This is a genomic window from Vibrio sp. V38_P2S17PM301 (genome assembly GCF_009904845.1).
Lineage (GTDB): Bacteria > Pseudomonadota > Gammaproteobacteria > Enterobacterales > Vibrionaceae > Vibrio > Vibrio proteolyticus.
Genome location: NZ_WXWO01000060.1, coordinates 1 through 25,475, shown reverse-complemented (window position 1 = coordinate 25,475; position 25,475 = coordinate 1). Strand labels below are relative to the sequence as shown.

At 50.9% G+C, this 25,475-nt stretch carries 25 protein-coding genes; 11 read left to right on the top strand and 14 right to left on the bottom strand.

The genetic code is table 11. The annotated features are described in order from the left end of the window. Positions 1 to 20 precede the first annotated feature (20 nt). Positions 21 to 893, bottom strand: a complete 873-nt coding sequence (locus CAG64_RS14115; protein ID WP_161457259.1) for a LysR family transcriptional regulator — start codon at positions 891 to 893, stop codon at positions 21 to 23. 309 nt (positions 894 to 1,202) lie between these two features. On the opposite strand from CAG64_RS14115, the gene CAG64_RS14110 reads away from it, so the two are divergent. Further along, entirely contained in the window at positions 1,203 to 2,804 is a 1,602-nt protein-coding gene (locus CAG64_RS14110; protein WP_161457258.1) for an ABC-F family ATP-binding cassette domain-containing protein, read from the top strand. On the opposite strand, the gene CAG64_RS14105 is transcribed toward CAG64_RS14110, so the two are convergent. Together CAG64_RS14105 and dmeF are read right to left on the bottom strand one after the other, a co-directional pair. After that, a complete protein-coding gene (locus CAG64_RS14105; protein WP_161454117.1) occupies positions 2,788 to 3,204 on the bottom strand; it encodes a MarR family winged helix-turn-helix transcriptional regulator in 417 nt (138 codons plus the stop codon). The two genes, CAG64_RS14110 and CAG64_RS14105, sit on opposite strands and share 17 nt — an antisense overlap. Before the next feature lies 1 nt (position 3,205). Beyond that, entirely contained in the window at positions 3,206 to 4,120 is a 915-nt protein-coding gene (gene dmeF / locus CAG64_RS14100) for a CDF family Co(II)/Ni(II) efflux transporter DmeF (protein WP_237668124.1), read from the bottom strand. A gap of 152 nt (positions 4,121 to 4,272) precedes the next feature. Here dmeF and CAG64_RS14095 point away from each other — a divergent pair, with 152 nt between their 5' ends. After that, positions 4,273 to 4,890, top strand: a complete 618-nt coding sequence (locus CAG64_RS14095) for an NUDIX hydrolase (protein WP_161457257.1) — start codon at positions 4,273 to 4,275, stop codon at positions 4,888 to 4,890. A gap of 557 nt (positions 4,891 to 5,447) precedes the next feature. On the opposite strand, the gene CAG64_RS14090 is transcribed toward CAG64_RS14095, so the two are convergent. Genes CAG64_RS14090 through CAG64_RS14065 form a run of 6 tightly spaced genes read right to left on the bottom strand, consistent with a single transcriptional unit; the run spans position 5,448 to position 10,699 of the window. Continuing rightward, positions 5,448 to 6,107, bottom strand: coding sequence for an HAD family hydrolase (locus CAG64_RS14090; protein WP_161457256.1), 660 nt, complete (start codon positions 6,105 to 6,107; stop codon positions 5,448 to 5,450). A 2-nt stretch (positions 6,108 to 6,109) separates the two neighbouring features. Then, positions 6,110 to 7,129, bottom strand: coding sequence for an ABC transporter ATP-binding protein (locus tag CAG64_RS14085; protein ID WP_161453880.1), 1,020 nt, complete (start codon positions 7,127 to 7,129; stop codon positions 6,110 to 6,112). 14 nt (positions 7,130 to 7,143) lie between these two features. Next, on the bottom strand, positions 7,144 to 7,929 hold the full coding sequence (locus tag CAG64_RS14080) for an ABC transporter permease (RefSeq protein ID WP_161457255.1): 786 nt from the start codon (positions 7,927 to 7,929) through the stop codon (positions 7,144 to 7,146). Further along, entirely contained in the window at positions 7,929 to 8,819 is an 891-nt protein-coding gene (locus CAG64_RS14075; protein ID WP_161457254.1) for an ABC transporter permease, read from the bottom strand. The genes CAG64_RS14080 and CAG64_RS14075 overlap by 1 nt, the downstream gene beginning before the upstream one ends. Next, positions 8,816 to 9,622, bottom strand: coding sequence for an alkaline phosphatase family protein (locus tag CAG64_RS14070; RefSeq protein WP_161453874.1), 807 nt, complete (start codon positions 9,620 to 9,622; stop codon positions 8,816 to 8,818). Before CAG64_RS14070 ends, CAG64_RS14075 begins: the two co-directional genes overlap by 4 nt. A gap of 9 nt (positions 9,623 to 9,631) precedes the next feature. Further along, positions 9,632 to 10,699 carry an ABC transporter substrate-binding protein gene (locus CAG64_RS14065; protein WP_161453872.1) on the bottom strand — a complete coding sequence of 356 codons (1,068 nt, stop codon included), beginning with the start codon at positions 10,697 to 10,699 and terminating at the stop codon, positions 9,632 to 9,634. A gap of 210 nt (positions 10,700 to 10,909) precedes the next feature. Between CAG64_RS14065 and CAG64_RS14060 the strand changes: the two genes are divergently transcribed. The 4 genes from CAG64_RS14060 (at position 10,910) to CAG64_RS14045 (ending at position 13,597) form a co-directional block, all read left to right on the top strand. Then, complete coding sequence (locus CAG64_RS14060; protein ID WP_021706149.1) at positions 10,910 to 11,626, top strand: UTRA domain-containing protein; 717 nt, start codon at positions 10,910 to 10,912, stop codon at positions 11,624 to 11,626. A gap of 59 nt (positions 11,627 to 11,685) precedes the next feature. After that, complete coding sequence (locus CAG64_RS14055; RefSeq protein WP_237668123.1) at positions 11,686 to 12,027, top strand: DUF6559 family protein; 342 nt, start codon at positions 11,686 to 11,688, stop codon at positions 12,025 to 12,027. 91 nt (positions 12,028 to 12,118) lie between these two features. Beyond that, a complete protein-coding gene (locus CAG64_RS14050; protein WP_237668122.1) occupies positions 12,119 to 12,802 on the top strand; it encodes a ParA family protein in 684 nt (227 codons plus the stop codon). 135 nt (positions 12,803 to 12,937) lie between these two features. Next, on the top strand, positions 12,938 to 13,597 hold the full coding sequence (locus CAG64_RS14045; RefSeq protein WP_161457253.1) for a hypothetical protein: 660 nt from the start codon (positions 12,938 to 12,940) through the stop codon (positions 13,595 to 13,597). Positions 13,598 to 13,654: 57 nt separating this feature from the next. Here the strand turns inward: CAG64_RS14045 and CAG64_RS14040 are convergent, their stop codons facing one another. Further along, the gene (locus tag CAG64_RS14040) at positions 13,655 to 15,604 is read right to left on the bottom strand and encodes an ATP-binding protein (protein ID WP_161457252.1); all 1,950 of its coding nucleotides are present in this window, start codon (positions 15,602 to 15,604) and stop codon (positions 13,655 to 13,657) included. Positions 15,605 to 15,707: 103 nt separating this feature from the next. Here CAG64_RS14040 and CAG64_RS14035 point away from each other — a divergent pair, with 103 nt between their 5' ends. Further along, positions 15,708 to 16,466 (top strand): substrate-binding periplasmic protein, encoded by a 759-nt coding sequence (locus tag CAG64_RS14035; RefSeq protein ID WP_021706154.1) that lies wholly within the window; start codon positions 15,708 to 15,710, stop codon positions 16,464 to 16,466. 39 nt (positions 16,467 to 16,505) lie between these two features. On the opposite strand, the gene ribA is transcribed toward CAG64_RS14035, so the two are convergent. After that, complete coding sequence (gene ribA / locus CAG64_RS14030) at positions 16,506 to 17,558, bottom strand: GTP cyclohydrolase II (RefSeq protein WP_161447612.1); 1,053 nt, start codon at positions 17,556 to 17,558, stop codon at positions 16,506 to 16,508. A 345-nt stretch (positions 17,559 to 17,903) separates the two neighbouring features. Here ribA and CAG64_RS14025 point away from each other — a divergent pair, with 345 nt between their 5' ends. Further along, entirely contained in the window at positions 17,904 to 18,632 is a 729-nt protein-coding gene (locus tag CAG64_RS14025) for a hypothetical protein (protein ID WP_161447613.1), read from the top strand. 47 nt (positions 18,633 to 18,679) lie between these two features. Here CAG64_RS14025 and CAG64_RS14020 read toward each other — a convergent pair whose 3' ends face one another. The 3 genes from CAG64_RS14020 to CAG64_RS14010 are packed head-to-tail and all read right to left on the bottom strand — an operon-like array spanning position 18,680 to position 21,656. Next, positions 18,680 to 19,780, bottom strand: coding sequence for an ABC transporter permease (locus CAG64_RS14020; RefSeq protein WP_161447614.1), 1,101 nt, complete (start codon positions 19,778 to 19,780; stop codon positions 18,680 to 18,682). Next, complete coding sequence (locus CAG64_RS14015; RefSeq protein ID WP_161447615.1) at positions 19,777 to 20,703, bottom strand: ABC transporter ATP-binding protein; 927 nt, start codon at positions 20,701 to 20,703, stop codon at positions 19,777 to 19,779. The genes CAG64_RS14020 and CAG64_RS14015 overlap by 4 nt, the downstream gene beginning before the upstream one ends. Before the next feature lie 2 nt (positions 20,704 to 20,705). Then, entirely contained in the window at positions 20,706 to 21,656 is a 951-nt protein-coding gene (locus CAG64_RS14010) for an HlyD family secretion protein (RefSeq protein ID WP_161447616.1), read from the bottom strand. A 264-nt stretch (positions 21,657 to 21,920) separates the two neighbouring features. Here CAG64_RS14010 and CAG64_RS14005 point away from each other — a divergent pair, with 264 nt between their 5' ends. The 3 genes from CAG64_RS14005 to CAG64_RS13995 all read left to right on the top strand — a co-directional run bounded on the left by CAG64_RS14005 (position 21,921) and on the right by CAG64_RS13995 (position 25,246). Further along, complete coding sequence (locus CAG64_RS14005; protein ID WP_021706160.1) at positions 21,921 to 22,304, top strand: STAS/SEC14 domain-containing protein; 384 nt, start codon at positions 21,921 to 21,923, stop codon at positions 22,302 to 22,304. A 321-nt stretch (positions 22,305 to 22,625) separates the two neighbouring features. Continuing rightward, positions 22,626 to 24,728: a TonB-dependent receptor gene (locus CAG64_RS14000; protein WP_272924792.1), complete on the top strand. Its 2,103-nt coding sequence runs from the start codon at positions 22,626 to 22,628 to the stop codon at positions 24,726 to 24,728. Between the two features lie 143 nt (positions 24,729 to 24,871). Continuing rightward, entirely contained in the window at positions 24,872 to 25,246 is a 375-nt protein-coding gene (locus CAG64_RS13995; protein ID WP_161454772.1) for a VOC family protein, read from the top strand. Positions 25,247 to 25,475 lie beyond the last annotated feature (229 nt).

Genomic DNA, 25,475 nt, shown 5'->3' with positions numbered 1-25,475 from the left:
TGCTCCCCTATAACGTGCGGTTATAGGGTGTTGAGTGTCTCAATGAACAGTCTGGTGGAGATGGATAACGGCGAGTGCTCGGCGTAGAGCACCGATACCGCAATCGGGATGGTGGGGGCCAGCGCACAGACATCAAGTCGGGTGGCATAATGACGTGCGGTCCATGGGTCGACAATCGCGATACCGGCGCCGTGTAACGCCAGTTCAGCCGCTGCTGCATAACTGCGAACGGTAATCGGGTGGTAATAGTTCGGGTCAATGGCGTGAATCACCTGATGCAACTGCATACCGAGAGGATCTCGCGGATCCAGTCCGATAACGGGCAGAGTTTGAGTCAGCAACGATGCCATGTTCAAAGGGGATGGCAAGTCTGTCCGGCTGAGCGAGTAGGGCAGCAGAGCCACCATTGTTTCCTTCAGTAGAGGAAGTTGAGCAACGCCGGTCGGGGTGTCCTCTCCAAAGCAAACTGCGACGTCCAGTTCATGGCACAGCAGAGCATGGCACAGTTCATCGCGGTTCGCGGTCGCGAGTTCAAATGAGATCGCGTCATTGCGACGAAGATGGGCAATCGCTTCGGGGAGTAACTTGGTGGCCAGGACCGGTGGCGCGCCGATGCGAATATGCTGGCTGCCTTTTTTAACTTTGTTGGTTAATGCGCGAAACTGGCCGAGCTGTTGATATACCCGCTCCGCTTCTGGGAGCAGAGTTTGCGCCTCCGGAGTAGGGATAAGCCGTCCTTTCACTCGTTCGAACAGGGCAAACCCCAGTTGCTGTTCGGTGTGTGCCAGAACCCGGGTGACATTGGGCTGAGATACATGCAGATTCTTGGCGGCCCCAGAGACTGTACCGGTTTGCATGATGGCGTAGAACACTTCCAACTGGCGCAGATTCATGGTGCTTCCCGGTAGGTAACGATACGGTCAATGTAATTCAATCCCTTAGCGAAGAAAAGTGTCAGTCCTGATCACGCCGCGCAATTTTATTCTTGATCACCCATCATGCTTATGACTAGAATCTGACCATCACTTCTTCAGGAGACTGCGCCACAATGGATATCTAACACCTGTCATCCAAACCAACATTTTTTCTTTTTTGGATATGCAGGGTTAGTGGGCGTAGCTTCGTCATACCTGACTTTACACAATCGATTCGACTCTGATCACGCGTTAGCTGCGTCTGTGCCCCTGTCTACAGGAGGCTCAATGCCAACTCAATCTTCTTTACCTATGATTCAGGCGACTCGCCTGAGCTACACCTTTGATAATGGTCATACCTTACTAAGTGAAATCAACGGCTCGCTAACCGATAAGCGCACTGGCTTAGTCGGTCGCAATGGCGTTGGTAAGTCGGTACTGGCGTCACTGCTCAGTGGCGAATTGACGCCCACCGGCGGCAGTGTGCAATGTTCAGTCACGCTGCGTACTTACAGTCAGCAACCGTCTCACCTGCTGAACTCTGAGTTGAGCGTGGCTGAATTTCTCGGCGTATGGCCGATACTGGACGCGCTGCAACAGATAGAAAATGGCCACTGCGACCCGGAACTCTTCGAACGTGTGGGTGAGCGCTGGACTCTGCGTGACGAATTGGCAAAGCTGATGCTCTCGCTTGGTCTGCCGGACAATGTGCACTTACCATGCCGGGCATTAAGCGGTGGGCAGCTTTCGCGTCTGCAATTGTGGCAGTTGTTTCAATCAACCGCTGAGCTTTTGATTCTGGATGAACCGTCGAATCACCTGGACGAAACCGCGCGACAATGGCTGGTGGCTCAAATGCGTGAATTTTCTGGTTCTATATTGCTCGTCAGCCACGACCGGATTCTGCTGCGGGAAATGGCTCAAATCTGGGAACTTGGTTCACTGGGTTTGACCCAGTACGGCGGAAACTACGACCACTACGTGGCGCAGAAACATGCAGAGCAAACCGCGTTGACACGCCAGTGCCAGCGGCTGGATAAAGAACACAAGCAGCTCGCGCGTCAGATACAGCGTAATCAGGAGAAGGCTGAACAGCGTTCTGCCCAGGGCAGGCAGTTACGTCGTCAGGGAGGCGTACCGAAGATCGTGTTAAATCAGCGCCGCAGCGATGCATCGGCCAGTGCGTCCGGACGGATTCGCGCCGGGCAGCAGCGGCAGAGTGAACTGCATCGCAAGCGTGAAGCGGTTCAGGACAAACTCGATCCGGCGGTGAAACCTAAGATCTACCTGCCGGTGACGCAAGGTTCGGCAGCCACACTGGTGACGCTGCGTGACCTTATTTTGCCATTTGGTAACGACACACCGATCAATCTCAGATTAACCGCGCGACATCGCTTGCTGCTCAGTGGTGACAATGGCAGTGGGAAATCGACGTTGTTGAAAATCATCAGCGGGGAGTGTTTTCCGCGTTCCGGAGAGCGACATATCAACACATCAGTGTGTTATCTGGATCAGCATTTCTCCTTTCTCACTAACGAACTTACTATGTTGGAGTGTCTGATGTCACTCTGCCGGGGGCTGGCAGAATCACAGGCTCGCACCCTTTTGGCGGGTATTGGCTTTCGTCGGGACACGGTATTTCTCCAAGTCTCTGTGCTCAGTGGCGGTGAGAAAATGAAACTCGCCATGTTGGTAGTGAGTCATCAACCGGGCTTTCCGCTGTTACTGCTGGATGAGCCGGACAACCATTTGGATTTGCCTTCTCGGCACGAATTGGCGCAGGCACTGGCCGAGTATCAGGGGGCATTTGTCGTGGTCACGCACGACCAGGAATTCGCTCAGCAAGCCGGGGTACAGCAACAGCTGACGTTAATCAGAACTCGCGATTGATTTTGCCCAAACAACGAATTAACACGTCGCGTTCTTGTTGATCAACATGACGGGTGAGATCTTCCACCAGAGCTAAATGAAGTTGATTGTGATGGCGATGTAAGGCATCTCCGCTGGGGGTTAACTGGACGACAATCGAACGACGATCATCCGGATGAGGGCAACGCTCAATCAGCTCAGCCCTCACCAACTTGTCCACCTGAACGGTTAATGTGCCGGTGGTGATGCCCAGCCGGTCCGCCAGCTCTTTCATGCGCAGTGGACCGTGGTTGCCCAGTACCTCGATGGTGTGAATTTGCGCCAGAGAATACCCGGTGCCTTTCACCACAGACTGTTCCCACGAAGAGAGCTTGTCGTAAAATTCAATCAGTAGGTGGTTGAGAGTCTCTAGCGATGGCATGTTAGTGTCCGGTGGTAACTTCTAAGGTAAGGTGGTGAATCTTATCAAATTGTTCCAGTTGTTGCCTGTATTCATCGGTTGTTTTTTTGCAACGGGAGGTCAGGCTGATCGCCGCTGCGTAATGATCGGCACTGACTTTCCACACATGCAAGTCGGTCACGGTCGCGTCTTTTTCCAATTCTTGTTGTACCTGCCGCTTGTAGTCGTCATCAATACTCTCATCCAGCAGTATCGGACTGGTTTGTTTCATCAAACCCAGTGTCCATTTGGCGATCACCAGCGCCCCGACCATCCCCATCAGTGCATCGAGCCAGATCCAGCCAAGGTATTTACCGACGATCAGCGCCATGATAGCGAGCAAGGAGGTCAGAGCGTCGGCGAGAACATGCATATAAGCCGCGCGCAGGTTATGGTCATGATGATGAGTGTGGTTTGAACCATGCTCGTGAGCGTGATGATCGTGACTGTGATGGTCACCCAGCAGCAGCATGCTGGCAAGGTTTACTACCAGGCCGATCACGGCGACGGCGATCGCCTCATTGAACTGAATCGTATGTGGGTTAAACAGACGCAGAAGCGATTCAACAAACATGATTAGAGCAACGATGCCCAGTGCAATTGCGCTGGTGTAGCCCCCCAAGACACTGACTTTGCCAGTACCAAAGGAAAAACGGCTGTCGCCAGCGTGCTGACGGGCATAGCGATAGGCGAACAACGTAATACAGAATGCGGCGGCATGGGTTCCCATGTGCCAGCCATCCGCCAGTAATGCCATGGAGCCATAAAGGGTGCCTGCGGCGATCTCCACGATCATCGTAATCAGTGTCAGCGCCAGAACATACTTGGTACGGCTTTCTCCGGCATGCTGAGCGGGATGTGCAGTGTGTTGATGCATTGAACAGCGAGAATTTGACATATTGTTTGATTTTCAAAGTATCTGATAAAAGTAATATTTGATCATCAAACAATATGTGTCAAACCAATTTTATCTAACAGCTTGACGATACACTAACTTTTCCGTTGCTGAGTTTGCTAGTCTGGGCCATCAATATTCCTCAGGAGCGTGGTATGAATCGTTGGATTGACTGGGTTAAGCAGATCCGGGCCATCAGTCAGGCTGGGCTGACTTACTCCAAAGACAAATTTGATATTGAACGTTTTGTGCAGTTGGAAGCCATTGCTGCGGATATGTTTGCTCATCTGAGTAGTGCGCCGGTCGAGCAGGTGACAGAACTGTTTCTACCGGAAACCGGCTACCCAACGCCGAAAATAGATCTACGGGCTGGCGTGATTAGAGACGGTCAGATCTTACTGGTGCGTGAGCGCGAAGATGGGCTCTGGACACTACCTGGTGGCTGGGCTGATGTGTGTGAATCGCCGTCGGAGGGCGTGATTCGGGAAGTGCTGGAAGAATCCGGTTACGTGGTGGCGAACCCGAGGCTGGTTGCGGTGAAAGATCGAGATAAGCATCCCTATCTACCCAAATATCCGTTTCACATCTATAAGCTGTTTTTCTTGTGTGACTGGGTCGGCGGGAAAGCGCAGGACAACCTTGAGATATCTGAAATTGGCTTCTTTGCGCCGGATGCATTGCCGCCGTTGTCGTTGGGGCGGGTGAGCGCTGATGACATCGCTATGCTGTTTGAATATAGCGCGCATCCTGATCAGCGGATATACGTTGACTAAACCAGAGGTGGTGACGAAAAAATACCGCGCATCAAGCCGATGCGCGGATTAAAAAGGGCACCATAAAATGGTTAGTTACAAATTGGAGATAAAGGCCATTCCGTTGACGACGGAACACCTCGAGGGATGAGCGCGTTTCCGATGATTTATCTGCCAATGCCAAGAAAATTAACATCAATTAACATTGTTGATAAAACGTTAATTTGGGAATCATAGTTTTCATATTTGTTAACCATACTTTTGGGGTATGTTGATGGTGTGCGAAATAATGCCTCGACATCTACTCTAACTCTTTATTAAATAGAATAAATTTGTAGACAATATCGAGAATCATTCTTGTCTTCTGTTAGTGTATTTGGGCAGTAGAACCGTTGATCTGGCGCTGCGGGGAAAATGCACGATGGGAAATGGGATCAGGTCCCGTTGACTTTATTATTTGTTAATTGTTTCAATCACTTTGAATGTTTAGGTGCAACAAGGTGAGTCAAAGTGGTCAGGACCGTGATTTTTTGCCTAAACCATGTTCAAGTGCACACGACCACTTTGACTCAGATAGGTTATCCCCAGTGCAGCACCTGCCAGTTGGGGTGATCCGCATGGCGCACCAGTTGCTCGCATGGGTTGACCAGATAAGCAAAATCCGCGTGTTGACACAGGGGTAGATCGTTGATCGAATCGGTGAAGAAATGCACTTCGCTGTAGTTGTCAATGCTGTCAGCCAGCCATTGCTGTAAGCGGGTGACTTTGCCTTCCCGATAGCTGGGAATACCGAGGATCTGGCTGGTCAGCTTCTGATTGTGTTCCACCAAATCAATCCCCAGTGCGTGACGTATTCCGATGCGTCGAGCGACCGCTTCTACCAGAAAGGTAACTGATGCTGAAATGATCACCATGTCGATGCCATCCCGATTCAATTCGGCTATCAGGGTTTTGGATTGAGGGAATTGTCTGGGCAGAATGTGAGTGTCCACACACTCGTCGACTAAGGCCAGCACTTCCGCTTTAGGCATCTCCAACAAGGGGGCCATGGAAAATTGCAGGTAATCTTCCATCCGCATTTTTCCTTTCGCGTACAAGGCCATCAGCCGCTGATCGTCGGTAAGGAAATCTGGCGCGGTGGCAATCCCTTTTTCAACCAGAAATGCATTCCACAACATCGCACAGTCAGCGTTGATCAGTGTTTCATCCATATCAAAAACATAGAGTGGTCTGGACATGCTTACGCTCTCACTGGTTGAATTTCATTCAGGTTAAACAACAACTCCATTTCGCTGCCGTTGGCCAGCAGTCGTTCAGAAGAACGGTTGAGCAGATCGACCGTGAGTTCGCAGTCACCGACGTTGACCTGATACCGAATGACATTACCCAATAACTGATGGCGTTTAACAGTGGCGCGTTGCGGGGCTGAGATGTGGCTTCCATAATGTCGCCCCGCTTCTCGCACGTAAATGGACTCCGGACGAATCGCAACGTTCGATTGAGTATCCAGATTGAACAGCTGTTTGGCCTGCCGGGCATCCACCAGATTGTAATGACCCATAAAACCGGCGACGAATTCATTGGCGGGCTGAGTGTAGATCTGTTCCGGTGAACCCGCTTGTACAATCTCGCCTTGGTTCATCAAAAAGATCCGATCTGACAGAAGCATGGCTTCTTCCTGATCATGGGTAACGAAAATTGTTGTCAGGTTGAGTTCTTTCTGGATATCGCGGATTTGTTGGCGCAAATGCTTGCGGATTTTGGCATCCAGAGCAGAAAGCGGCTCGTCCAGCAGTAAAATTCTTGGCTTGACCACCAGAGCGCGAGCCAGCGCGACACGTTGACGCTGGCCACCGGATAACTGATGCGGATACTGCTTTTCTTTGCCGTTTAACTCGACCAGTGCGATGACTTTGGCGGTTTCACGTTGAATGTGTTCGGGCGTGTGTTTGTGCATCTTGAGCCCGAAAGCGATGTTGTCTGCCACCGTCATATTAGGGAAAAGTGCGTAAGACTGGAACACCATGCCGATCCCGCGTTGCTGAGGAACCTGGTGAGTGATGTCTTCCCCATCCACACAAATGTTGCCTCCATCGACCGGGTTTAGCCCGGCAAGACTGCGCAGCAGGGTCGACTTACCACAGCCACTCGGGCCTAGTAGTGTCACAAATTCGCCCTGTTCAATGGTAAAAGCGATGTTGTCAAAAACGGTGTTGTCACCGAAGCGTTTGGTCAGTTGCTCGACCACGACATAACTCATAAAAAACTCCCGACTCAGCGCGATGGTTTGGAAAAGCGGCTGGCCAGCCATGTGAATAGGAAAATAAACAGGAAATAGGTCATGACCAGCGCTGAGGTAAAGTGTCCGCTGGTCTGACGCATGTTGTAGAGGTATATCTGCAAAGTTTCAAAACGGGTTCCGACCAGGATATTGGCGAAGACAAATTCGCCCAACAAGAAGGAAAATGACAGAAACAGTGACGCAAGCAGCCCCTTTTTCAAATTGGGGATCACGATCAGAAAAAATGCCTGACGGGTACTGGCACCGAGCAGGTGCGCTGCATCCATCAAATCGTGCAGATTGATGGCGGCGAAGCTGTTGGCGATGGCGCGGTACATAAATGGTAAGGCGATGGTGAAATAAGTGCCTATCAGTATCCAAGGCGTTCCGACCAGTGGAATCGTGCTGTCGGCATATAGTTGCAGCAAACCGACGGAAGAAACCACCGGCGGAACAGCAAACGGCAACAGGATCAGGACATTCATGAGTTTGTCCAGCTTAGGGAAATAATAAAAAACCACAAACATCGCGGGTAGAATCAATCCTACACTGAGCCCCAGTGCGGCGAGACAAATCATCAGGGAACGACCAAAAGCCGCCAGAAAGCGCTCGTCGGTCAGCAGGCGCATGTACCAGTCGAGCGTAAGGCCATCCGGCAGGATTGTCGCTCCCCAGCGCGATGACAAGGAGTAAATCAGTGTCGCTAGGATCGGGATCAGCATTACACCGACGATCGTGTACACCACGGCTTTATGGTACGTGTTTGAATGGTGTCGCATCAGTATTTCCCTCCCGTCTTACTTTTGCCGACCAACCATTGATTAATCAGGGTAATAAAAGCCAGCAGGGCAATCAGAATGACGGAGATGGCAGCCGCCAGGTTAGGCTCCAGGAACAGATCGCCGGAAACCAGACTGGCGATGCGCACGGTAATGACGTTGTAATTGCCTGATGTCAACGCGTAGACACTGGCGTACGCGCCGATGGCGTTGGCCAGCAGAATAATGAAAGTGCCGAGCAGAGCGGGCGAGAGCACTGGCAGGGCGACTTTGAACCAGTATTGCCGGGTGTTGGCGCCCAGCAGGGCCGCAGCTTCCTGCCAGTCATCACGCAGCGCATCAAAGGCTGGATAGAGCAGCAAGACTGCCAGTGGGATCTGGAAATAAATGTAGATCATCAACAAACCCCATTTGCCGTACAGATTGAACTCGTCAATCAGCCCGGCTTGTTTCAGTAGCAGGGTCAGGGCGCCGTTCACGCCGAGAATGATAATGAAAGCGAAGGCCAGTGGTACACCAGCAAAGTTGCTGCTCATATTGGTAAACGCGATCACGCCATCACGCAAGCGAGAATCCACGCGTCGCAATGAGGCGACCAACAGCGCAGCGATCATCAGCCCGGCAAGGCTTGACCACAGCGCAAGCCACAGGCTGTTGCTAAAGCCCTGGAGCATAAAGGCGGAGTCGAAAATCTCTTGGTAATTAGCCAACGACCAGTCGCCGTCGTAGAGAAAACTGTTGATCAGTACCCACACCATGGGAGCGAGCTGAAACAGATAAAACACCAGCGCGAAAGGCACAAGCCACAAAGCGGGCTTGAGCTTTTTCCACTGGCGGGTAGCTGAGAAGGCAGACGCGGGAGTGGCCTGCGTCATAACGGAACTGCTCATAATGCTAACAATGCCTGCGAGTAGGGTTTGGCGTGGTCCAGGTTCATCAGTTGGCAGACAACGCCGCACAACTCGGTTTGTTTAACCTGACAATCTTGATGGGTAAATTGGTCACCGATAACAAACAAGGGCACATCGCGCTCGTCGGCCAGGATCCCACCATGTGAGCGATCATTATTCATACCGTGATCGCTGGTTACCATCACCTGATACCCATCCGCCAGCCAGTTTTCGATGTAGTTTGACAGACAAATATCCGCACCGCGGGCACTGTTACGGTACTGGGGAGAATCCAGACCGAATTGATGGCCGTTGTCGTCAATGTTCATCGGATGGATCAGCAGAAAATCCGGGTTGTAAGTGCGGCGCAGATAATCGGCGTCTAAAAACAGCGCTTCGTCCGGATAGTGATCCCAGTGATAAAAGCAGCCGTGTTGGATATTCAGTGTTGCATCATGGGTAAAGCGATCGCGTATAGGATCAAAGGGGGCGCGGTTGTAGAGTTCACTGACCCAATGATACGCCGCGGCTGCCGTGGTTTTCCCCTCGCGGCGTGCAAGGCTGAAAATAGAATCCTGATGCGACAGACGAACTATCTGATTATTGACTATCCCGCTTTCCACCGGTTTGACACCGGTCAGAATGCATTCGTACAGCGGGCGGGACATGGAAGGCAGTTCACACTGCAAAGGGTATAATGTCGCGCGTTGTTGCTCGATTAAACCGTTAAGGTAGCCCATGCAGTCACGGGCGACCTGATAGTTCAGTCCATCAAGCACAACAAGGATCACCTTATTGCTCATACAGACCTCTTATTGTTGGTGAATCAGCACGGATTCCTGCCATTGACGAGGCAGCTTACGAGCCGACCTTTCCCAGGCTTTGAAATCCGTTACCGGGTGAACATTGCCGTATTGATCGTTTGGCAGCAGTTTGTCTTGTACCGACTGAGGCAGCGTCACGTTGGTGCGGATCGGGCGGGCATAACCTTGCGCCAGGTTGATTTGCCCCTGATCGCTGAAGATGTACTCACGCGCCAGCTTGGCAGCACTTGGGTTTTTGGCGTACTTGTTGATGATGGTGGTGTAGCCAGAAATGACGGAGCCGTCCTGTGGAATGGTTACGGTAAAACGGCTGCGATCGATTTTGTCGCGATAGTTCAGCGCGTTGAAATCCCACAAAATGGCCACCTCCACTTCCCCTTTCTCCAGATTGGCAATACTTGGATCAGTGAATGACAGGCGGTTTTGTTTCGCCAGTTTAGAGAAAAACTCCAGCGCTGGTTTGAGGTTCGACTCATCGCCACCGTTGGCAAAGGCCGCTGCCAGTACCGCATTGTTGGCTTGCGCCGCGACACCTACGTCACCCACCGTCACTTTGTAATCACCTTTGAGCAGATCCTGCCAGCTTGTCGGCGCGCTTTTGACCAGATGGTTGTTGGTGATAAATGCAATCGTACCCGTGTAAGCCAGTGCCCAGTGACCGTCTTTGTCTTTGGCCCAGTCCGGAATATCATTCCACGTGGTCGGTTTATAGGGCTGTGTTACGCCTTTTTTAACGGCGACCCGAGCAAATGCAAAGCCTACATCGCCGATGTCCGCCGTGGCGTTCTTCTTCTCTGCTTCAAATTTCGCAATTTCCTGAGCCGAGCTCATGTCGGTGTCCTGATGTTTCAGGCCATACGTTTTTTCAAGATCCTGCCAAGTGTCTTTCCAGTTGGCCCAGCTGTCCGGCATGCCGACGCTGTAGACGGCGCCTTCTTGCTTCGCGGCGTTGGCCAGTGCTGCAACATCTGGGTCCTGTGCCAATACGCTTGTGGAAAGGGTTGCCGCAAGCAGCGTTGTGCTGGTCAGTAAAGTGCGGTTTCGCAACGTTTTCATTGTCTCTATCCTTCTGGACTAGGTCAGTAAGTTCGTTTTGTATCCTATGGAGACAATGTGACGCTTTAGGGGCGGATTTTTTACAGTTTTTATTAATTTATATGTCAGTTAATGGGTGTTGATGCTAAATGCAGGCATCAGTGGTTGTCATGAATCTGTTATCTGCCTGCCGTATGGTTGAGCGCGAACAACCATCTGGACTAGGTCAGCATGTCAACACAACCCCATACTCAACTTGGAAGAATTAAGGCCAGCCTGCGCGAGCAGATCCGTGGTGGCATTATGGCGAAAGGGCAGAAATTGCCTTCTGAACGCGAACTGAGCGAGCTGTTTGCCACCACACGCATCACACTGAAAGATGCCCTGATTTCGCTGGAGACCGAGGGACTGATTTACCGAGAAGAGCGACGTGGCTGGTATGTGTCGCCAGAACGCGTACGGTATAATCCTTTGTCTCGTGCCCACTTCCATCAGATGGTGCGTGAGCAGAATCGCATTGCCGAGACGCGCCTGATCGGTGTGCGCAGCGAAATGGCGCAGGGGGAATATGCCACGGCGCTGGAAATTAGCCGCATCACGCCGATTCACGTCGTTGAACGTCTGCGTCATATTGATGGCCGGCCCGTGCTATTTGTCGAAAACTGTCTCAAGGCCGAGCTGTTTCCCGATATTCTGACAGAAAATCTGACCGGTTCACTGACGGGTCTGTTTCACACCCGATATGGCTATCAGACGCACCGCTCGCGCTTTGACGTTATTCCCACGTCGGCGCCGGCTCGTGTGGCCAAAGCGCTGAATCTGGCCGAAGGTCAGCCTGTGCTGAAGATTTGCCGGGTTAATTATAAACAGGATGGCGTACTCATGGACTGTGAGCTTGAATACTGGCGGCCGGATGCCGTTATGATTCGGATTGACAGTGAAAATTGACAGAGGATACATACACGACGGTATACTGACTCAAAGCTTTCCTGACTTGGAGTATGTGCTTGTTGTTTGATTATTTTCGCCGTCGCGGCTTACTGACCATTGTTAAATTAATGAATCCCGTTCTGCGCAAAGGCTACGGAAGTCGGGACTATTTTTCGGCCGGTCAGGTTGAGCAAAGTGCGTCGCAAGTCCGCTTGTCGCCGCGTCAGAAACGCTGGGCGGAGGCTCTGTATACCGAAAACGTGGACGATGCTGATAGGGCGCGCATTCGAGCACTGTTGTTTGGTGGGCATGCGTACTGCGCCAAAGACGTATTGGCTCTGGGACAGAGTGGTCGCTGGGGGGGAGGAAAGATGCAGGATGACACCGCACACTGGCACGGCATGAACAGCCGCTTCTGATTCGAGAACGGCAGAAATTTCTGATTTATTGACCTGGGCGTCAATAGCTGGTGTCGACATGACATACTATGCTGTCTTTATCGATGGATAATTGAGCGGTTTCCCATTGCAAGTACAGCGCAAAAACAAACAGATCAGCATTGCTTATGCCAAAGCCAAGAAGATCATTGTCCTCAATCTGAAAGGTGGGGTGGGCAAGTCTACCTTTACTGCGAGCCTGATCAGCAAATTGATCGCCCACCAGTTTAAGGTGGAGCTGGTGGACTTTGACCGCCAGCAATCTACTTATCACTGGGCAGAGCCCATCGAAGAGGTGCCTTGCCAGTCATACAATCCGGCGCTGCGCAGTCTGTCCAGTATTGCTCTCACCTTGCAGGTCAGTACCGATTCTGATTTTGTGGTGATCGATTCTCCGGCTAATTTCTCGGAAGGGGAGTTGCTGCGTTATTTACGCTACGTAGATTACATCGTGATCCCGATGCAACCGTCGCCCATTGATTTGCATGCCTCTCTGCCGTTCATCAGTACCTTGATTGAACAGCACATCTATAAGCGAAAGAAAATTCAGCTGGGCTTTGTTATCAATCGGTGTTTTCAGGAGGATGCTCGTTTGACCCGAGTGTTGTCTCTGCTGAAACTCTTTCGTCAGTTCAAAACCTTAGGGATCATGAGTGAATCTCATCAGTATCAGGAACCGTTTCACCACAAACACTTAGTGGAGGCGGAGGCTATCGACAGTGTACTTTGGCACAACGTCTTGAAATGGCTGGAATAGAGTTCGGGATCTTCCACCAGAGCAGTCCCGCTATGGGTTTTGATTAATTGCACGGTGTTTCTTTTGACACTCCTCTGACAATTTGAGCTAGATCACATTTAGTATATCTGCGTCTAAATTGTCGGGAGTATCCCAATGAAAACAGATTCATTTGATCCGGTGAGCAGCGCACCGTCATCGACAAAAGTTATCAACGCGAAACGCGCTTTTTTAAACGTCTTTTCTAACGTGGCAGTGATGGCGGTGATTGCCATTGCTGTGAATCTGATGCTTCGATTGGATGTCTATTATTTTGGCAACAGTATGCCAGAATTCTCATTCACTGAGGTGAGTCAGTTAGTTTGTCTGACCATTGCCTTCGGCTGTTTTGCCCGGATCGCGCATCATCGCCCGGATTTGAAACACGTGGCGGCTTTAGCTTGTGGTTTATTTGCCGTTATGTTCATCCGCGAAATGGATAATACGCTTGATACTATCACACATGGGTTCTGGAAATATCCGGCACTGGTCGCTGCTGGACTGGCAATCAGTTATGCCTATTCCGCCAAAGAGCGTATTGTGAATCAAATGGCCGTGATGGCAACATCGCATGGCGTCAACTTAGTGGTATCAGGCATTGTGCTGTTAGTGGTGTTTTCACGTCTGTTTGGGACCGGTTCTTTCTGGCAAGCCGTCATGGGAGAAGATTACGTTCGCATGGTGAAAAGCATCGCAGAAGAGGGCGCTGAACTGCTGTGTTACTCTCTGATTGCCTTTGCTTCGGTTAAAGCGTTACTGGGTTTTAAGACCAAGTAGACAAGCGTTGATATCGCAAAAACACCGCCCTAAGGGCGGTGTTTTTGTTTCAGGCGCTCAACTGCGGTCAGAACGCTGAGCCCGATCGTCTGGCTTATCGGCTTCGACGAGGTTTTCCAGCGAAGGAACGTGTTTGATCAGCAATGATTTGAGCTTGGCGGGTGTCACGGGTTTCGACAGGAAATCGTTCATTCCGACGTCAAAGCAGCGTTGCTTGTCCTCATGAATGATATTCGCGGTCAGGGCAATAATCGGAATGTGCTCAGCCCATTCGCACTCCGCGCGAATTCTCTGTGTCGCTTCATAACCATCCATCACCGGCATCTGACAGTCCATGAGAATCGCATCATAAAGTTGATCATGACAACGTTCGAGCGCGATTTGACCGTTCTCAGCAACGTCGACTGAGATGCCCATGTTGTTGAGCATGATTTTTACCACTTTCTGGTTTACCTGCGTGTCTTCCACCACCAGCATCCTGATTGGAGAGATCGTCACTTCCGCGCTGGCTTCTGCTGAGTTCAACATGCTGTTGCGTGGAAAGGTAAAGACCTGTCCTGCATTGGGTTCTTCTGGCGCGTTCATCTCAGAGGCGCGTTGGAGCGGTATTTCAAAATAGAAACAGCTGCCGAGTCCAAGTTCACTCACCACGCTCAGCTCGCCGCCCATCTTCGAAACAATGTTGCGACTGATCGCCAGACCCAGTCCAGTCCCCCCATACTGACGGGTGGTACTGCCATCGGCTTGCTGGAACTTGTCGAAGATCACGTCGATGTTGTTTTTATCGATCCCGATACCTGTATCTCGGACTTCAAACCGGAGCCGCTCTTGCTGCTCGTCTGTGTACAGTAAACGAGCTTCAAACTGAACGTACCCGTTGTGGGTAAATTTAATCGCATTCCCCAATAGGTTATTGAGGACTTGTTTCAGCCGGGTCGGGTCACCAATGATGAAGGTGGGAATCGTCGGGTCGATAATGCATTCAAACAGCAGGTTTTTCTCCTGAGCTTTGACTTTGAAGACGCCCGCTTGTTTGCGGATCAGCTCATGCAGGGCAATCGGAATGTGTTCCAGCTCCAGTCGCCCGGCTTCGATTTTAGAAAAGTCGAGAATGTCATTAATCACATCCAGCAGGTTGTTGGATGAGGTGTTTAGCACCTCCAGATACTCTTTTTGCTTGGAGGTGGCGTCCAATTCTTGTAATAAGGCCGATATACCGACGATGCCATTCATCGGGGTGCGGATCTCATGGCTCATATTGGCAAGGAATTCGCTTTTTTTCTGGTTGGCGACTTCGGCTTTCTGTTTCGCCAGAATCAGATCATTGTAGTTGGACTCAAGTCGCTCAACACATACGTTGTATTTCTCAGTCAGTGTGGTCAGTTCATCTTTAAACAGGCGTTTGGGAGGGGGAATGGCGCTTGGAGTCGGGCCGCCGCGGAAATCGCCCATGGCTTGTGTCAGCTCTGAGATCGGATGAATGATCAGTTTTAGAATAATGAACAGCAGAGCGGCAACCAAGGAGAAGGTTTCCAGTACGGTGATCAGGGTCTGGATCCAAAATTTACGAACCAGAGACGCATAGACCGAAGTCATGTCTATCTGCACCAGCAAAGTACCGAGGTCGTAGGTGTTTTTGCCCAAGTTGTGGGTGATGGGCCAAGAGTTCTCTATCTTTCTTCCGGTGACTCTTTCACCAAATGTGATGGTCGTTCCAAAACTGTCATTCACTTCGATATACGCGACGTCCGGATGCTGGAGAATACCTTGCGCTTGCGTGGCTAACTGATCACGATCTTCCACCCACAAGCTACTGCTGATACTCGACAAGTAGCTGTCTTTGATCAGTGCCATGTTTTGGCTGAGTTCTTTTAACTCATGTTTGTAGTCGAGGTAAAAGCTGGCGCTGGCGTTAAACAGAGCAAAAATACAACTCACAAGGATAGTGACGAACACAAGTTGTTTATCAATGCCTAAACGCCTTGGCCGGCGCAATTTCTGCCCCATATGCAATCAATGTGTATTCAATGAATGTATACTCTAAAGATAGTCGTAAAAATACATTAGTAAACTATTCTTATCCCAATACTCTCAAATACATGGAGGTAGAATGAGAATCATTGCTACTCTTTTAAGCGTTATAGTAAGTTGTCTGCTCAGTGCCTCATTGAGCGCTAAAACGATCAATTATTATGTGATTGCGAATCAGGCTCAGCCGTTTCAGATTGAGGAAAATGGCGAAAAACAATCCGGCATGGTGACAGATATCGTCAGGAAAGTATTTGAGAATAGCGACTACGAGATTGTTTATCATACCTACCCGTTTAATCGCATGATTGCGACATTGGAAGCCGGCGGCGAACCAAACTGGATTACATTCGGCAGCCCGAACTGGGGGAAAGTACAAGCGGAAAACTTGTCTGACAAGCCGATCTATACCGTCAAGCACACCTTGGTGACCAGTAAGAGGAATGCTTTTGAGTTCAATGGAATGGAATCCATGAAAGGCAAAGGGGTGGTGCTGTTGCTTGGTTTCGACTATCCAGATCTACTGCCGTATATTGAGAACGGCACGGTTGAAGATATAAGGGTCAAAGATTATCAGGCCGCCTTTCGTGTTGTGCAGCGCACCCCGGGTGATACCGCATTTGTAGAGATGGCGTCCCGCGTAAAATACAACATGAAAAAACTGGGTCTGAATCCACAGGATTTCATTACGCAACCGTTCAGTACCGTCATTCCGGATTATTCCATCTACCTGGCGTTTTCGCATCAGATGGAACCTGAAATACAGGATTTCATCAATCAGCGTCTTGAACAAATGCGAGTATCTGGGGAGCTGGATGCCATCATTGCCAACTATATTTGATTAAGGCCAGATGAGTATCTGGCCTTTGTATGTCAACCGTTACTCGATGAACGTCGCATCAAAAATGTGTCCCAGTTTCGAGGCTTTGGTTCGTAAATAGTGTTTGTTGTGCGGATTATTGCCTTCCTGCAACGGCACCCGTTCGACCACATTAATATTGGCCTGTTGTAGCGCCCGGAGTTTGCGTGGGTTGTTGGTCATCAGACGCACAGCCTGGATGCCCAGATAGCCCAGCATACCCTGACAAAATGTGTAGTCGCGCATATCGGCTTTAAACCCCAAACGCTCATTGGCTTCGACGGTATCGGCACCTTCGTCTTGCAAATGGTAGGCACGTACTTTGTTGATCAGGCCAATACCACGCCCTTCCTGACGTAAATACAGTAATACGCCACAGCCTTCTTCAACGATATTGGCCAGTGCTCGAGCTAATTGATAGCCGCAATCGCAGCGGTTACTAAACAGCGCATCTCCTGTCAGGCATTCGGAATGCAGCCGAATCAGTGGGGCCGTGACATCAGTCAGGTCGCCGTATACCAACGCCAGATGCTCCTTGCCGCTGGCTCGTTCGATAAACGCATGCATCTGAAATTCGCCAAATTGAGTTGGCAGGCGTGCCTTGTCGATAAACTGCACCAGATTGTAAGGTGCACTGTCTTCCAGTTCGTGTCGAACCTCCATCAGAATTTTACCCAGTTCATTCCGGCCTTTTCCATTGCCGCCATCTCCCCAGAAGGGATCCTTATGCGAGTGTTCCGTCAGTTCTCGCTGACCAGTATTGACCAGAAAATGGGCCAACTGCGGGTTCTGAAGAAATTTTTCGCGTACGACATAACGCATCACTTCCACGCGGATGTCCATCCAGTCGGGCCGTACCATTTCCTGATATTCCCGGCTGAGTTCAAATGCCTTGTCTGGGCAAGTGGCTTGCTGAATCTCCTTTTGTAATGTCTCAGAGGCAAATTTCTGCGCCTGATAATAATGTTCGCTGGTCGGCCAGACGACTCCGGAAATATGGATGTCACTGGGGTAGAAGTTCGACAGGAATCCATTCGGGTCGAACGGTTCATAAAAGAGAATTTTATCGTCCATAATATTGCTCCTGGCGTGAAAGAAAGGAGTACTGACGGGAACTTAGGGGCTTTGCCCTTACATTTATAAACTAGTTAGTGAATAGAAGCTGGTCAAACTTATGGGTGATGTAGCATGCATCTTTTTACACTGTTTGGGTGATTTGACGTTAACGAAACATCACGAGTTGTTATAACTATGCCTTAAAAATGCTTCTTAAATGAAAACTAACGTTTAATTGATACAGGTTTTGAACAGTGTTTGATATTCTGTTAACCAAGTATCATTTGCGTCGGCCTTGATTCCTCTCTATTTGGCGTCGACAGGGGTTTTACATTGAAAAAGCAACGGCAAAAGTATGTTTTTATGCTCGAACGCGGTGAGTATTGTGTTTGGCTAAAGAAGTGTGGTGAAGACAAACGCACCGTGTTAAACCGCTCCCTTAACCGCTTGTTTCGAAAGAGTAAACGCTTCGCGCACTTAACGCTGTTCAGTGCCTATACACCCAAACAACGCTTCGAGCATGAAGTGGCAGCGTTGGAATATGCTATCTCCTGTGATCTGCCTGTCCCTAAGTTGCTCTACATTGGTCGCTCCTGGTTTGTCACGGAGAGTGCCGGCGAGCCGATTGTGCGTGCCCGGCAACACTCACCCAAGCTTTTGTTTACCAAGGCGATGGGCTGTTTGCAACAGTTGCATCGTGAGGAATTTATTCACGGTCGCCCGGCGATGCGAGATATCGTGGTCAATCAGCAAGGGGAAGTCACGCTACTGGATTTGGAAGAGTCTCGCTTGTCGGATTCGGCACGCCTGCGGGTACGAGATATGGCGCTGTTCCTGCTGGACTCCTACCGTTTGTCTCGTGTCAGCCAAAAAACTCGGTTAGACGCACTCAATCTGTGGTTGCAGCAAAGTGAACCCGCCAATACCGACGAGTTGTATCGGGTGGCTTGCCGCTTAAAACGTCTGGTTTGGATTGCACACACGGTGTTGCTGGTGCGCAACAATCGTTTATCCAAACAGGTGATCATGTTTGAGCGCTTATTGCAGCGTGTTGATTTCCCGCAGCGCCAAGAGGTTCAGCTCTCCGCTTGACCCCAGAATGACAACAAGGCTGGCCTGTCAGGCCAGCCTTGTTGTTGTCAGTCGAGCGATTTCTTAAAGCGCATCGAAGCCACCACGAGACCGAGTACCGTAAACGCAGCGAGCCAGAGTGTATCTCGCCACAAATCGGCCAAATCCGCCCCACGCAGCACAATGCCCCGAATCAAACGCATAAAGTGGGTGGCCGGTAACACTTCTGAAATCCACTGGGCGATAACGGGCATTCCCTCGTAGGGAAACATAAACCCAGACAACAGTATAGAAGGCAACAGAATAAACACAGTCATTTGCATCGCCTGAAGTTGGGTGGTGGCGATGGTGGAAATCATCAGGCCCAGTGTCAGGCTGGCGGAAATAAACAGCAAGGTGCCAAATAAAATCTGCGCCAGCGAACCGTTGATCGGGACATCAAAGATCAAGTGGCCGAGCCCAAGTATGATGAACACCTGTACTAGCCCGACAAAGATATACGGAACGATTTTGGCTACCATCAACTCGATCGAATGAATGGGGGTCGTGATCAGCAGTTCAAGGTTACCTCGTTCGCGTTCACGCACAATTGCGGCACTGGTGAACAGGATCATGGTCATGGTCAGTATGACGCCCAGTAGCCCCGGTACAATGTTCACCGCTGAACGTCGGCTCGGGTTGTAAAAGAGCGCGACGTCAAAGGTTTTAACCGTTTGGGGGCGAATTTCAAAGTCAAAATCGGTCAGCGGCATGGTCTGCAAGCCAAGAATCGCAGAACTGATCATGGTGTCGGATCCATCGACTAACCATTGCCCCAATGGACGATTTTGCATCATACGCTGCGTGAGATCCGGTGGCAGAATCAATGCCGCGCGCACCAAGCCACCCTGAATTGCTTGCTCAGCTTGTTGCGGGGTTTCAAACCGTTGCACGACGCTTACCACCTGAGTGACTTTGACCGATTCGGTGATGATTCTTCCGGCGGTGCTCCCGCTTTGATCGACCACGGCCACCGGGATGTTGCGAATGTCGGTGTTGATGGCGTAGCCAAACAACAGCAACTGGATCAGGGGGATCATAACCACCATGGCGAAGGTAATACGATCACGGGAAAGCTGGCGGATCTCTTTGTACATGACCGCTTTCATTCGATTGAGCGACTGGATCATTGGCGTCCCTCCCCGGTGACGGTAACAAACACATCTTCAAGGCTGGGTCGGGCCAGATTCATCTCTGCCTGTTGCAGGTGAGGAAACGTTTGTCTCAGCCAATCGATCGGTTTCTCTGTTTTCCGGTTTACTAACACTCGTAAGCGGACCCCCAATTGAGCAGCGGAGCGAACTTCTTCACGCTGCAACAATTGTTCTTTGAGCGCTCGCAGGCCGGATGTCTTCACTTCAACGATGTTCACGCCCATTTGCTCCATCAGCATTTCAGGCGGTCCATCGGCGCGGATCTGACCGGATTCCATAATCGCCAGACGGTGACAGCGCTCCGCTTCGTCCATGTAGTGGGTCGTCACCAGAATGGTGGTGCCTTGATCGGACAAATCAAACAATTGCTCCCAGAACTCGCGCCGGTTTTCCGGATCTACCGCGGAAGTGGGTTCATCCAGAAACAACAGTTCGGGTTTGTGCATGGTGGCGGCGGCCAGAGACAAGCGCTGTTTCTGGCCGCCACTCATGCCGCCGACCCGTTGTTTGCGGCGCTGATCCAGACCGTAAGTACACAATTGTTGATTGATCCGCTCGTTGAGGGCTTTGCGACTCATACCGAAGATCTGGCCAATAAACTGCAGGTTCTCTTCAACGCTGAGGTCGTCATAGAGTGAAAACTTTTGGGTCATGTAGCCGATTTTGAGTCGTAGAGCCTCAGACTGGCGAGGAATCTGTAACCCAAGGACATCGACTTCGCCCATGCTTGGGCTGAGCAGGCCTGTCAGCACGCGGATCGTCGTGGATTTACCGCAGCCATTCGGGCCGAGAAAACCGTAAATACTGCCTTTAGGGACGTTCAGATTGATCCCTTCAATGGCGGTGAAATCGCCGAACTGTTTGCTGACGTTGCTGGCCTGAATGGCGTATTCGGTCATGCTTACTCTCCTGACAGTTCAACCTGCGCCGGAACTCCGGAAGGCAGCTCAGCAGCACTGGGTTCCAGGTCGACTTCCGCTAGGTACATCAGGCGTGAACGCTCGTCTTCGGTCAGCGCGTAATACGGTGTGAAAGACGGTTCAGTGGCGACCCAGCGCACTGTCCCGCTCAGACCTTGCGTTACCCCGTCTACATGAACCGTCACTTCTTTGCCGGGAACAAAACTCACCCGATGATCCGCTGGTACGTACACACGTGCATACGGGATGCGACTGGCCTGAATGACGGCGACTACGCCATTCACCGGAACTCGCTCGCCGAGGTTATAGGGAAGGGTGTCCAGAATACCATCACGGGTTGCAACGATGGTCAGTTCTGCCAGTTTTTGCTTTTGCAGCGCGACTTGCGCTTTGCTGGCGGCCAGTTCCGCTTTGGCCTGCTCGATATCTTCGACCCGAGCCCCTGCTGTCAATTTGCTGAACTCTTCGGTCGCTGAATCCAGCTCAGCTCGTGCGGAGTCGCGTGCGGCCAGAGCGGTGTCTTTCTCCGACTGGCTGACCAGCCGTTTGGCCACCAACTCAGCTTTGCGGCGATAGGTCTTCTGCGCTTCAACCAACTGGGCTTCGGCGCGAGCTACTCTGGCCTGGGCTGAAGCGATGTCTTCCGGCCGTTCTCCGTTGGTCAGCTTGAGCAGATAGGCGGCGGCCTTGGCTTCATTGGCAACCGCATTTGCCAGAACGGCTTCCTGATTTTTGCTGTCGAGTTGAACCAGTACCTGACCTTCTTTAACCGGGCTGCCTTCGATGACGGGCAAGGCACGGATGATTTCGTTGGCGGTAGCGGTAAAGGTCACCCGGTCACGTTCAAGCGTCCCGAGTGCCTGTTGAGAATCGCCTGGGCTACAGGCTGTCAGCAAAGTGATAAGCAGAGTGCTGAACAAATATGGCTTCATGAGGTTTCCTCGTAAGGTCAGTCTGAACGGTCGGAGGCGCTAACACTGAACAGATAGAATCACATTGATACGATAAGTATTATTTTTATCTAACTATAGGAAAAGGCGATTAATTACCCGCTAATTCATCAACTGATGAATTAATGGGTCACTGATGATTCGATCTGTGTCCGGTTGTTGGCCGAATATTGTGCAGCATTGCAAAAAGGAGATAACCTTAAAGTTGCATAATCTATGAGCGGGATAACAAATTAGGGAGGCAATATGTTCAGCGAAAGACACGGAATCTCTGTGGGCATTGATCGCGTTGGCAGCGAGTTTTATCTGGCGATCACTGCGGTAGGCAAACTGACCCATGAAGACTACGCATTCATCACTCCGATCCTCGATGGCGCGCTGGCCAAAGTTCAGGGGCCGAGAGTAAAAGCGCTCGTCGATGCGACAGAGTTGGAAGGCTGGGAGTTGCGGGCGGCCTGGGATGACTTTAAGCTGGGGCTGAAACACGGTGCAGAGTTCGACAAAGTTGCTTTGTATGGCAAGCCAGGCTGGCAGGAGATGGCAGCTAAAGTGGGCAGCTGGTTTCTGTCTGGCGAGGTGGCGTTTTTTGACAACCGTACTGAGGCACTTGACTGGCTACAGCAAAACTAAACACTACTCCTCAACCGGCGTGATGCATCACGCCGGTATTCCAAGCCAGGTGTAAGGCCAATCTCGCAGACCTTGCTGCGAGAGATTGGATTCTATTAACCCATGCGCGAATCCTTGCGCAGACCCGATTTTCTTTACTTCCCCGTACCGCGAATCCACTGGAAATGCAGACTGAATAATCTGTTCTTATTGATTATGCAAATAACAATCAATATCATTCTCTTTTTTATAAATTGTATTAACAGAAATAATAAGAGAATTAGAATGAGACATGGACCCGGCCACGTGACGGTGGTGGCAATCGCAGTGGCGAGCGTAGGAATGGCATTCAGCGCACCTGCTCTGGCCGTAACGGAGAAACAGGACAAAATGGTGGTGGTCTCGAGCCGCACACCAAAAGCCATCAGTGATATTCCAGGCACGGTCTGGTTTATCGATGAAGAGCAAATCGCGCTGGAGTATCGTGGTGGCAAAACACTGGGTGACATTCTGGCGGCTACGATTCCGTCGCTGGACGTTGGCAGTGGCGCACGGACCAATTACGGCCAAAACCTGCGCGGGCGTAAAATGCTGGTCATGATTGATGGGGTGTCGTTGCAGTCGTCGCGTCCTATCAGCCGTGCGCTGGACTCGATTGACCCGTTTAATATTGCCCGAATTGAAGTGTTGTCTGGCGCTACATCAGTATACGGCGCTGGTGCGACGGGCGGCGTGATCAACATTGTGACCAAAAAAGCCAACGATGACGCACTTCAGTTTGAGAGTTACCTGGGGGGATCAAGTGGCTTTCAAACCAGTGATGATGCGGATTACAAACTGGGTCAGTCCATTGCTGGTGGCAGTGACAAAGTAAGTGCACGGTTAGCCGCGGTCTACACCGAAACGCAAGGCTTTTATGATGCTGATGGTGACATCGTCACACCGGATATCTCTCAGGGATCGCTGCAATACAACAAAACACTGGATGTGCTCAGTACGGTCGGCATTGAGTTGTCCGAAACCAAGCAACTGGATTTGCTCGCGCAGTATTACGACAGTCAGCAGGACTCACCTTACGGTCTTTACATAGTGAACGGTGAGTTCGTTGACGTACGTAAAGGGTTTGAATCTGACCGTCAGCATGGTACCGAGCGCGTGATGCTAGGTATGAGGTACAGCGACAGCGCGTTTTTAGGCCATCAACTGATCGCCGAGGCTTCCTATCGCTCAGAGCAGCAGACATTCTCACCCTATTATCAGAGTGCGTCGGAGCAGAAAACTGATGTATTCGCGCTAAAAACCGCTCTGGCCAAGCAGTTCTCTCGTCTCAACTTAGTGTATGGCGTGGATGCATACCGCGACAGCTTTGACAGCAATCAGGCACTGTTTGACCCGGCTGTTGCGACGGCGTCTGGTAACCTAAATAATGACACTTATGCGCGAGTGGGCCGGTATCCGGGGACTAAAGTCAGCTCTGTTGCCGCCTTTGTGCAAGCCGACTATGCCCTGACGCCGAAATGGCATATTCAGGGCGGCGCTCGCTATCAGTACTTGAACAATGAAATAGATGATTTTGTAGCATATAGCATCCAGAAGAAGATTGCGGCGGGGAACGGGGTGTCAGCCGATGCGGTGCCGGGTGGTGAAACTGACTATCATGTTGGTTTATTCAACCTCGGAACCATCTACTCACTGACGCCGGCATCGCAGCTCTGGGCTAACTTCTCCCAGGGCTTTGATCTGGCGGATCCGGCCAAGTATTACGGCCAGGGTGAGTACGCTGATATGGACGCGAACGGTCACTACGCCCTGCTAAACAGTATCAACGTTGATGGCTCACGCATGTCGGGCATCAAAACCAACAGTGTTGAAGTGGGGTATCGCTTCGATAACGCCGATCTGAGTGTGCAGGCGGCCACCTACTATTCTCAATCGGACAAATCGGTCAGCTACAATAAACAGACCATGCTGATCGAAAGTGTTGACGACAAACGACGCGTATACGGAACAGAAGCGCAGTTGACGTATTGGTTTAACACGCAGCTTCAATTCGGGGCATCCGGTCACTTGGTGATGTCGGAAGTGAAACAAGATGGCGACTGGAATAAGATGTCGGCGGGCGAAGCCAGTGCCTCTAAAGCCAGCGCTTGGGCGGTTTGGTATGATGATGAACTGACACTGAAGCTGCAAAGCCAGACTATGTTTCATTATTCCGATGATCAAGACAATAAACTCGACGGCTTTACTCTGTTTGATCTGGTTGGGAATTATCAACTGCCAGTCGGAACCTTGGGCTTTGGTATCCAAAACCTGCTGAATAACGACTACACTACGCTTTGGGGTCAGCGAGCGCAGATTCTCTATTCAACTCATTATGCACCGGGTGCGTATGATTATAAGGGCCGAGGCCGCACTTATACGCTAAACTATCAAGTAAGATTCTGATAGCCATTCATAAGGTTACAACGGGCAGAAAAACCCCCGTTTACACAGCAGTGCCGTCCCGTCCTGGGGCGGCCTTTTCATAAAGGAACAGAGTATCCGGGTGTCGACCTTGGCGCGCCCGGATTAACAGAGGTGAAGAACGTATGGCGAATCTGGCAACCCGCGAAATTAAAGCCTTCGTACCCGCCAGAGACTTTGAGTTGTCGATCAGCTTTTACCAGTCACTGGGGTTTGCGGTAGGTTCCGTGTTTGGTGAAGTCGCTTACCTGAGCAAAGGCGAATGTGCGTTTTTGCTGCAGGATTTTTACGAACCGGTGCATTGCGAAAACTACATGATGCATCTGTTGGTTGAAGACGCACGCAGTTGGCATCAGCACGTGGCGCAATCCGGTGTGGAGACGGAATTCGGTACCACGTTGACCGAATTACAGCAGCAGCCATGGGGCATGCTTGAATTTTGCATGACGGATCCAAGTGGTGTGCTGTGGCGCATTGCCGAGCACATCCGTACCGTTTAAATCATGAGAGGCCCGCTTTGCGGGCCTCTTTTTTGTATAGAGAAAACCCCCAGCTAGGCTGGGGGTTCCGTAAAGCTTACAGCTATAAGTTAGTTATATAACCCCTTTCAATTTGATAAAAACGTCTTGTGGTCTGGCAACTGCAAGAGTTAATTAAGAATTGAAAGGGGGTCCCAATGGGGGACGAAAAGAGCTTAGCGCACACGCGATGGAATTGTAAATATCATGT